Here is a 9,400-nt window from a genome sequence, read left to right as displayed (position 1 = left end):
ACCTGCTCAATGAATTCTGAATTTATTTAATATCTTTCGATATTGAATTGACTGTGCCGAATAATTATTAAAAATAACTATTCTGTTGGTCACTCAGTTTCTCTTTCGAGAAATCACATTGAGACTCTAAATTTTTTGCCTTGCTTACCTATCTAAAAAGAAAGTTAAGTTCGGCTGTTAGAACTCAATCTGTACGAGTGCCCACACAGATGATTGCTTTATATTGTTAAAGAACGTTGCGATTAAAGCGCTTTGCTTTATCTCGCTAGGGCTGCGCATGTTACGCTTTCCACTTTTTTTGTCAACACTTAAATTTAAACTTTATAAAAATTCAAACTCAAGTTTTACTCGACTCACTGATTAACTCTTGCCCCGCCAAGCGTTGCTGTCTGCCGTCTCAGTGGGGTCGCATTATAGGGCGCGGCTGATTTTACGCAAGCGTTTTTTAAAGAAAACTTGAAATAAAGTACTGTTCGAGCAAATATCAAACGAAACGTTCGAAAACACATCTAAACTAAGCCAGTATTTAGTAATTAGAGCAAGGTGCACTTGAACAAGTTACTACATCGGACAAAAAAACAGCAAAACCATTTGTATATATGAAATTTCATATATACAATATTGAAAAACACCTGATTGATACACTCTTTATGCCTAACAGTTGTAAACCAAAAATAACCGTGCTGTTTATATGTACTGAAAACTCAGCACGTTCACAAATTGCTGAGGCTCTACTACGCCATAAAGCAAATGAGCGGTTTGAAGTATATAGTGCGGGTACTACACCAAGCATTATCGACCCACGAACGCTTTTGGCTTTAGAGACATTTGCTATTCCAACATCATCACTACTCGCAAAAAGTATTACGTATTTTGAAAGTAGGCAATTTGATTACGTTATTACGTTATGCGATCAAGCTAATCAAGAATGTCGTGCTTATCCATATGCAGTAAATCAACTTGCATGGGATCTTCCAGATCCCAAAACACGCTCAGGCTTAAACCCATTTTTAATGACTATTAATGAATTGAATAATCGTTTAATTATGTTTCTTAAGGTAATAAACAATACCGAGCAAACCACACACGATGAACTCACCAAAAATACTTTTATAAATGAACAAGCGCAGCCAGTGCATTTTGATCCCATTGTTTTTTATAAATGCCTAACGGATGAGACACGCTTAAAAACACTTATGCTTGCCAATTACCATGGCGAACTATGTGTATGTGAATTAATGATAGCGCTAAATGAACAAAGCCAACCTAAGGTATCCCGTAATTTAGCTGTACTAAAGAAAGCAAACATAATCACTGATAGAAAGAATGGCCAATGGGTATTTTATCAAATCAACCCGTTTTTACCTGATTGGGCTAAAGCAATCATTAACCAAACGACTGAAAGTAACATTGCTTTAATAACTGACGACTTAAAAAGATTAGCTGTAATGCATGACCGCCCAGATAAAGTCAGCTTTTGCCGCTAACGACTATTAATAAGAGTTTCATTTAAAATTAAACTTAAACACATACACAACCAAGTAAGGATTTAACAATGGCTATAAAAGTGGGTATTAACGGTTTTGGCCGTATGGGACGTTTAACAATGCGCGCAGCGTATGATTGGGCCGATATTGAAATTGTTCATATTAACGACCCCGCAGGTAATGCTGAAACATTTGCGCATTTAATGACGTTTGATTCTGTCCACGGTAAATGGCACCACGAAGCAGAGCATACTGACAATACAATAGTTATTAATGGTAAAGCTATTGGCTTTACACAAAATACCAAAACTCAAGACACTGACTGGTCTAACTGTGATGTTGTTATTGAAGCCTCAGGTAAAATTAAAACCAAAGCCTTATTACAAGCCTATCTTGATCAAGGTGTAAAACGCGTTGTAGTAACCGCACCAGTAAAAGAAAATGGTATTTTAAATGTTGTAATGGGGGTAAACGACCACCTTTATAATAAAGACACTTACCCAATTGTTACTGCGGCATCGTGTACAACTAATTGTATCGCACCTGTTGTTAAAGTGCTCCAAGAGCAAATAGGTATTAAACATGGATCAATCACTACGATTCATGACATAACTAACACACAAACTATTATAGATGCGCCGCATAAAGATTTACGTCGTGCGCGTTCATGTGGCACTAGTTTGATCCCTACAACAACAGGTTCAGCAACGGCTATCACTCATATATTTCCGGAGTTACAAGGCAAATTAAACGGCCACGCAATTCGTGTACCTTTAACAAATGCATCAATTACTGATTGTGTATTTGAACTTAACCGCGATACCACGGTTGAAGAGGTTAACAGCTTGCTAAAACAAGCCTCTGAAAATGAACTTAAAAATATCATGGGTTATGAAGAGCGCCCGTTAGTCTCTGTTGATTATAAAACAGATCCTCGCTCAAGCATTATTGATGCCTTATCGACCATGGTCATTAACAATACACAAGTAAAACTCTACGTCTGGTATGACAATGAATGGGGCTATGCAAACCGCACGGCAGAGCTCGTTTTAAAAGTTGGCTTGGCAGATAAGGAATAACCAACATGGGGCTAATTACGTCATTATCACCGCAAATAAAACAATATTTGGTGATTACAGGCAATTATTGGGCATTCACCCTGACTGATGGTGCACTGCGTATGTTGATCGTGCTGTATTTTCATCAATTAGGTTATGATCCATTAAGTATTGCTATGCTATTTTTGTTTTATGAGATCTTTGGCGTAATTACAAACCTTGTCGGCGGTTGGTTAGGCGCTCGCTTTGGTTTAAATAGAACCATGAACATTGGTCTTGCATTGCAAATTGTTGCCTTGGCAATGTTATTAGCCCCAACATCTATGCTAAGTATTTTATATGTAATGGCAGCACAAGCACTTTCTGGGATCGCAAAAGATCTCAATAAAATGAGTGCAAAAAGTGCTATTAAATTACTCGTTCCCAGTGATGAACAAAGCCAACTATACAAATGGGTAGCATTACTTACCGGCTCAAAAAACACCCTAAAAGGAGTGGGTTTCTTTTTAGGTGGTTTACTACTTACCCTACTTGAATTTCATGGTGCAATACTTGCCATGATTTGCATGCTTACAGCAGTATGGCTATTTAGCTTATTCGCGTTAAAAGAAGACTTAGGCAAAGCTAAAAACAAAGCTAAATTTAGTGAGTTATTTTCAAAGAGCAAAGCGATTAATGTACTCTCCGCGGCGCGGTTATTTTTATTCGGCGCCAGAGATGTCTGGTTTGTAGTGGCGCTGCCAGTATTCTTGGCTGCAACATTTGGCTGGGATCACTGGTGGGTTGGCGGCTTTATGGCAAGCTGGGTAATTGGTTATGGCATAGTGCAATCATTTGCACCTGCTTTTACTGGTAAAAAGTCAGGGCAAGTACCCAATGGCCGTAGTGCATTTTTATGGGCTAGCTACTTAACCATCATTCCTGCACTGATAGCCTTAGCGCTGCATTATGATTTTTATATACAAGCAGCAATTATTATCGGCTTACTGATATTTGGTGCCGTGTTTGCTATTAACTCATCATTACACAGCTATTTAATTGTCAGCCTTGCTGATAGTGATGGCGTGTCACTTGATGTGGGCTTTTACTATATGGCCAATGCCATGGGAAGATTAATAGGCACTGTTTTATCTGGTTGGGTATATCAGCAATATGGGCTTGAAGCGTGTTTATGGATCTCAAGCGCGTTTATTGCGTTAGCCGCCTTACTTTCTTTAGCATTACCACAAACGGCCGAAGTACCCTCACCATAATTTAGTTTATTCCTGTATTGTATTTTTCACGATACAGGAACGCCCTCAACTACTATCCCTAAATATGGAACGGTTAATGCATTAACTTTTGACTATAAAAAACATGTCAATTTTTAGCCGCACGGGACGCACAATGAACTTAACAACAACACCCTCATCACTGCTCACAGATCCAAATTATTTAAAACAATCACAAGCAAACACCCAGCAAGCAAATAACACGGAAGAACAAACAACTTCGACTAAAACGGCTAAAAACATTGATGATGAAGCAACTCAAAATAAAACTGACAGTGACGAAACAGCGGAAACCGCACAACAACAAATGATTAAAAATATTAAAGATCTACAAAATAAAATGCAGAGCCTTGAAACTGACAAAAGCCTGTCTAAAACTGAGCAACAAACTAAACTTGCAGAGTTACAACAAGAATTAGACAGCGAGCTTATTTCAATACAGATAAGTGTTAAAAAGAACGTATCAACATTGATGGGGAATTTATTTTCATCAGCAGGGAATACTAGCTCAGGTTTATTGTTTAACCATCGCGCCTAATGACAGCATTTAGAGTTGTTAATTATTTTTATTGGAAGTCTTTAAAAGTGGTGGCCCCTCCCAGACTCGAACTGGGGACCTAACGATTATGAGTCGTGTGCTCTAACCAACTGAGCTAAGGGGCCATTTTGTATTAGCATATGTTAGTTAACTAACGCTAAATTTTGAAGCGTTTAACCACAAGAGCGGTTAAAGCGGGTTGCAGTATAAAAAGTTTTTACCGCCTTGTCACTAGCAAAAACCTTTATTTTAACAATGAATAAGCCAACTGCTTAAATAGTAATCGCAAAACACTTAATTGCACATTAAAACCGCAACTAGTAATGCTTAATCTATCTTTTGACCTTGGTTAAGCTAAATAATAATTAAGCATCGGGGTAAATTACATAGCTTTAAACTACCGTTACTTTGATTTAGAAGAGATATCACTCCATTTTAAACCAAATTTACTCAAATACTTTTGTAACCTACTTGAATCGTTTATTTGAGACTTAAGCGTGCGGCTTACGTTAAATAACTCCCTCCCCGCAGAGGCCATACTATTGTGCTGCTGGCAAATAGTAAGCACATAGCCAAGCTGATTAATATCAAAATCATCTAATATATCGACCTGAGTTTTTTCGAGATAGTGTAAAAGTACATTCGAGGATGATTGCTGATTGTAAGGATACCACGCTTGCTTTAAGCGCTTTATTTCATCGTTAACATCTTCCACCGTGATCCGAGAAGAATCCGCCAAAGTACACAACCTTGTAATTGCAGAGCTCAAATCGCGAAAGTTGCCAGTCCATAGAGCCTCGTTTGATGTGGCAAAATTAATGAAGGTACTTTTAGCTTCTTTGTTAAATTGTACACGGCGCCCCATTTTTTTAGCATAGAGATCGACTTCGTAATCGATATTTGCAGGAATATCTTCTTTTCGATCTTTAAGTGCCGGTAACTCGTATGTCCACAAATTAATACGGGCAAATAAATCAGCTCTAAAATGGCCTTTGGCTATCTCTTGCTTCAAATTACGATTTGTACCTGCAATTAATTGAAAATTACTTTGTATGGGTGTATCACTGCCAACAGGATGAAAAGTTTTATTTTCAATTGCATGGAGTAACATTGCCTGTTCTTCTAAACCGAGCTCACCTATTTCGTCTAAAAATAACACGCCGTCATGGGCTGTCAGTAAAAAGCCATCTCTTGCTTGTTGCGCGCCAGTGAATGCCCCTTTTGTGTGGCCAAAGAGCGCAGCCATCGCATTTTCACCTTTTAACGTGGCGCAATTTACTGATACCAACGTGCCTTTTAACATAGAACGTTTTTTCTTTAGTTGAAATATACGGGTTGCCAGCTGGCTTTTACCCGCCCCAGTCGGCCCGGTTAAAAGCATTGGGTCGTGCGAGCGAATTGCTACTTTTTCTATTTGCGTGATCAGCTGATTAAAAAAGACGTTTTTAGTTTCTATCCCGCCTTTTAAAAACTCTTTACCTTGCTGATGCTCTACATCAAACCGAGTTGCTAATTGATCATACTTGGATAAATCCAGATCGATGACCTGTATACGTCCTATCGATTTATTATTGTTATTGTGATCCGGTGATGTTTGAATCAAACGCCCTGGGAAATGGCGGCTTTCTGTAAGCAAGTAGCTGCATATTTGCACAACATGCGTACCTGTTGTGATATGAAATAAGTAATCATTTTTATCTGTATCAAAAGTATAGTGCTGGCACCAATCAAACAGCTTTGCATACACTTCTTCAAAATCCCAAGGATCACTAAAATTAAGTTGATGCAACTTAACATTCGTCTCAGGCGAGATAGACTCAATATCCACTGCAACATTATTAGCAAGGCGGTGACTGTGATTATCATGCAGCATATGCAGCTGGTTAACGATTAGATCATCTTGACTGCACAAACTTACGTTGGGCCGCCACTTGGCCCATCTATCAGATCTTTTACCTACATAATCTAACTGTGTACCAATTAAACTAACGACAACGGTGTCTTTCACTTTATATCCATATAGATAACCTTAATATCTAAAAACAATACATAACAACAAAAAACCAATCAAGCTTAATAATCAAAAACGGTGATGAAAATAATTTAAATTCATTAAAACAACAACTTAAAAATAAAAACAAACATTAAAATGCACTTGGCACGTGACTTGTAATTACATAGGAGTCTGATTAATTGGATGTGATTCAAAAAGTCACTCTGGTGCGCTCAACACTGTTGCCGCGTATTCCTAATCAAACAACTATTAAAGTAGCTCAGAGGTAGAGCAACGGCTCAGTGCCGTGTGCGAAGGTTCGAATCCTTCCTTAATAATACCCTTTAAAGGTAGCTCAACTGGTAGAGCAGCGGTTATGCCGCTTGTTGTGGGTTCAAGTCCCACCCTAAACATAAATATAAATATAAATACGTTAGTAAGTAGTTAGTACCACTGCTTGATAAACGCCTAACACGAATAAGCCTTGGCAAGCCGGATGCTCCCCATCGCAATCTCGTTTTGAGCTTTTATCAAAAAAGTATTTAACCCTTGCTAACCCCTTAACTTAAGGGGAGTAAAAACAATAAGGAATTTAAAATGTTAAGCAAAAAATTATTTAAAAAAATAGTAGAAATCACTGAAAACCAAAGAGTGCTAGTGTACAAAAATCAACAGCTCATCAATGTGCTCACAGCTGGCAAACATACGTTTTGGGATTTTAAGAATGAATTATCATTTGATTATTTTGATATAAACGCCCTTTATTTTTCAGAGCAAAATGCCGAAAGGCTATACCGAAATAGTCCGCAATTAAGCGAGCATATTTTCCACTGCAAGTTAAATAACACCGAAGTGGGCTTGCTGTACATTAACGATTTACTTGAAGGCATAGTGGCACCCAGCGAGCAATTATACCTATGGCAAGATGCCGGTGATATTCGCCTAGAGAAAATATCAATCGATGAAGAGATAACCTTAGACGATAAAGTGCTTTTTTTAATTAACCGAGCTGGTGCAAACATAGCGTCACGTTTAATTAAAAGTGAGCGTACCGTTGCGATTAAACCAATTGCTGATTTACACGTAGCAAAAGAACACGTTGGTTTACTGTATGTAGATGGCCAACTATTAAAACAACTCACACCTGGTCATTATGGTTTTTGGCAATTTAACCACGAGATTGAATTAAAAACGTTTGATTGCAGAACGCAGTTACTCGAGATCTCAGGGCAAGAGATCCTAAGTAAAGACCGCGTAAGCTTGCGCATTAATTTAAGTGCCAACATTAAAGTACATGACGCTCAGCTTGCAGCGCGAAGCGTTGATAACGTGAATGACTTTGTCTACAAAGCTTTGCAGTTAGCATTACGTGAAGCCGTTGGCACAAAATCGCTCGATGATATCCTGTTGGATAAATTGTACATAAATGAAACAGTAAAAGAGCTAGTTGCACAGTCTTTAACAGACATTGGCATCACCCTTGCGAACGTTGGTGTAAAAGACATTATTTTGCCAGGCGAGATGAAAACAATACTAAACCAAGTGGTTGAAGCGCAAAAAGCAGCTGAGGCCAATGTCATAAAAAGACGCGAAGAAACATCAGCCACCAGAAGCTTGCACAACACGGCCAAGGTGATTGAAAACAACCCAACACTAATGCGCTTAAAAGAACTGGAAGCGTTAGAAAAAGTAGCTGAGCGAATAAACAACCTAACCGTGTATGGCGGTTTAGAAGGGTTAATGAATGGTGTAGTAAAAATAGCCTAACCAGCTAGCGCTATTCTCAATAAAAACAACAATAAAAAGAATCAAGGAAAAACAAATGTGTAAAAATTATAACGTTATCGAAAACCAAGGCAGCGTACCAATTAAAGCGTGGACCAAAGGTGTGCCATTTGAAGAGCAAGCCCAACAGCAACTCAACAATATTGCACGTATGCCCTTAGTACACTCGCATATTGCCGTAATGCCAGACGTACATTTAGGTAAAGGCGCAACCATTGGCAGTGTTATCCCCTCTGTTAATGCGGTTATTCCAGCAGCAGTTGGTGTTGATATTGGCTGTGGTATGGTGGCCACTAAAACCACCTTAACCGCAAGCCAACTACCTGATAATTTACTGGCGATTAGGCATGCTTTTGAGTCTGCAGTTCCCCATGGTAGAACCAGCAATAGAAGCAAAGCTGACAGAGGTGCATGGCATAACATTCCCGATATAGTTGCGGGTGAATGGCAAAAGCTACAAGCACGGTTTGAACATATTTGTGAAAAACACCCTGCAATTAAAAAGAGCAACAACGTTAACCATTTAGGCACTATGGGTACGGGTAATCACTTTTTAGAGCTGTGTTTAGATGAACATGATGCCGTATGGATCATGCTCCACTCTGGCAGCCGTGGCGTAGGTAACCGCATTGGTACGTATTTTATTGAGTTAGCTAAAAAAGAAATGCAACGTCATCAAATTAACTTACCCGATATGGACTTAGCCTACCTTGAAGAAGGCAGTGACTTTTTTGATGACTACGTTGAAGCCGTTGAGTGGGCGCAAGATTTTGCTGCCAAAAACCGTGAAATTATGATGTTTAATGCCATAGCCGCATTACGTAAACAAATACCTGTTGTGTTCTCAACCCATGAGCTCGCGGTTAATTGCCACCATAATTATATTTCGCGTGAGCATCACTTTGGTAAAGACTGTTTTGTAACACGCAAAGGCGCCGTAAGAGCAGAAAAAGGCGAAATGGGCATTATTCCTGGCAATATGGGCGCACGCTCTTTTATTGTTAGAGGCTTAGGTAACCCTGAAAGCTTTAACAGCTGCAGCCATGGTGCTGGGCGTATTATGTCTAGAACAAAAGCCAAAAAGGTGTACAACGTTGAAGATCAAATAGCCGCCACACAAGGTGTAGAGTGCAGAAAAGATGCATCAGTCATTGATGAAATTCCTTATGCCTATAAAGATATTGAAAAAGTAATGGAAGCACAAAAAGACTTGGTTGAGGTGGTATATACCTTAAAACAAATTGTTTGTGTAAAAGGGTGAAGATAAT

General features: G+C 38.8%; 7 protein-coding genes and 2 tRNA genes. 7 read left to right on the top strand and 2 right to left on the bottom strand.

Translation table 11 applies throughout. The annotated features are described in order from the left end of the window. Positions 1–599 precede the first annotated feature (599 nt). The 4 genes from ADS77_RS13170 (at position 600) to ADS77_RS13155 (ending at position 4,354) form a co-directional block, all read left to right on the top strand. Positions 600–1,487 (top strand): metalloregulator ArsR/SmtB family transcription factor, encoded by an 888-nt coding sequence (locus ADS77_RS13170; RefSeq protein ID WP_235575780.1) that lies wholly within the window; start codon positions 600–602, stop codon positions 1,485–1,487. A 68-nt stretch (positions 1,488–1,555) separates the two neighbouring features. Beyond that, the gene (locus ADS77_RS13165; protein ID WP_054204808.1) at positions 1,556–2,566 is read left to right on the top strand and encodes an ArsJ-associated glyceraldehyde-3-phosphate dehydrogenase; all 1,011 of its coding nucleotides are present in this window, start codon (positions 1,556–1,558) and stop codon (positions 2,564–2,566) included. 5 nt (positions 2,567–2,571) lie between these two features. After that, entirely contained in the window at positions 2,572–3,798 is a 1,227-nt protein-coding gene (gene arsJ, locus ADS77_RS13160; protein ID WP_054454837.1) for an organoarsenical effux MFS transporter ArsJ, read from the top strand. Positions 3,799–3,931: 133 nt separating this feature from the next. Then, positions 3,932–4,354: a hypothetical protein gene (locus ADS77_RS13155; RefSeq protein ID WP_152960623.1), complete on the top strand. Its 423-nt coding sequence runs from the start codon at positions 3,932–3,934 to the stop codon at positions 4,352–4,354. A 48-nt stretch (positions 4,355–4,402) separates the two neighbouring features. On the opposite strand, the gene ADS77_RS13150 is transcribed toward ADS77_RS13155, so the two are convergent. Then, a tRNA-Ile gene (locus ADS77_RS13150) sits at positions 4,403–4,479 on the bottom strand. A 278-nt stretch (positions 4,480–4,757) separates the two neighbouring features. Next, complete coding sequence (rtcR, locus tag ADS77_RS13145; RefSeq protein WP_054454835.1) at positions 4,758–6,362, bottom strand: RNA repair transcriptional activator RtcR; 1,605 nt, start codon at positions 6,360–6,362, stop codon at positions 4,758–4,760. 253 nt (positions 6,363–6,615) lie between these two features. Between rtcR and ADS77_RS13140 the strand changes: the two genes are divergently transcribed. From ADS77_RS13140 to ADS77_RS13125, 3 genes are all read left to right on the top strand, one after another. Next, positions 6,616–6,685 (top strand) — tRNA-Leu (locus ADS77_RS13140). 259 nt (positions 6,686–6,944) lie between these two features. After that, complete coding sequence (locus tag ADS77_RS13130; RefSeq protein ID WP_054454833.1) at positions 6,945–8,114, top strand: slipin family protein; 1,170 nt, start codon at positions 6,945–6,947, stop codon at positions 8,112–8,114. 55 nt (positions 8,115–8,169) lie between these two features. After that, on the top strand, positions 8,170–9,393 hold the full coding sequence (locus ADS77_RS13125) for an RtcB family protein (RefSeq protein ID WP_054454831.1): 1,224 nt from the start codon (positions 8,170–8,172) through the stop codon (positions 9,391–9,393). The last annotated feature ends 7 nt before the right edge of the window (positions 9,394–9,400 follow it).

The organism is Pseudoalteromonas porphyrae (assembly GCF_001298125.1).
Classification (GTDB): Bacteria; Pseudomonadota; Gammaproteobacteria; order Enterobacterales; family Alteromonadaceae; genus Pseudoalteromonas; species Pseudoalteromonas neustonica.
The sequence above is the reverse complement of the archived record's forward strand: the minus strand, read 5'-3'. Positions and strand labels throughout refer to the sequence as shown.

Excerpts from the sequence above, each read along its gene's own strand:
- ADS77_RS13170 (WP_235575780.1), top strand. The coding sequence starts at position 600 with ATGAAATTTCATATATACAATATTGAAAAACACCTGATTGATACACTC.
- ADS77_RS13165 (WP_054204808.1), top strand. The coding sequence starts at position 1,556 with ATGGCTATAAAAGTGGGTATTAACGGTTTTGGCCGTATGGGACGTTTA.
- arsJ (WP_054454837.1), top strand. The coding sequence starts at position 2,572 with ATGGGGCTAATTACGTCATTATCACCGCAAATAAAACAATATTTGGTG.
- ADS77_RS13155 (WP_152960623.1), top strand. The coding sequence starts at position 3,932 with ATGAACTTAACAACAACACCCTCATCACTGCTCACAGATCCAAATTAT.
- ADS77_RS13130 (WP_054454833.1), top strand. The coding sequence starts at position 6,945 with ATGTTAAGCAAAAAATTATTTAAAAAAATAGTAGAAATCACTGAAAAC.
- ADS77_RS13125 (WP_054454831.1), top strand. The coding sequence starts at position 8,170 with ATGTGTAAAAATTATAACGTTATCGAAAACCAAGGCAGCGTACCAATT.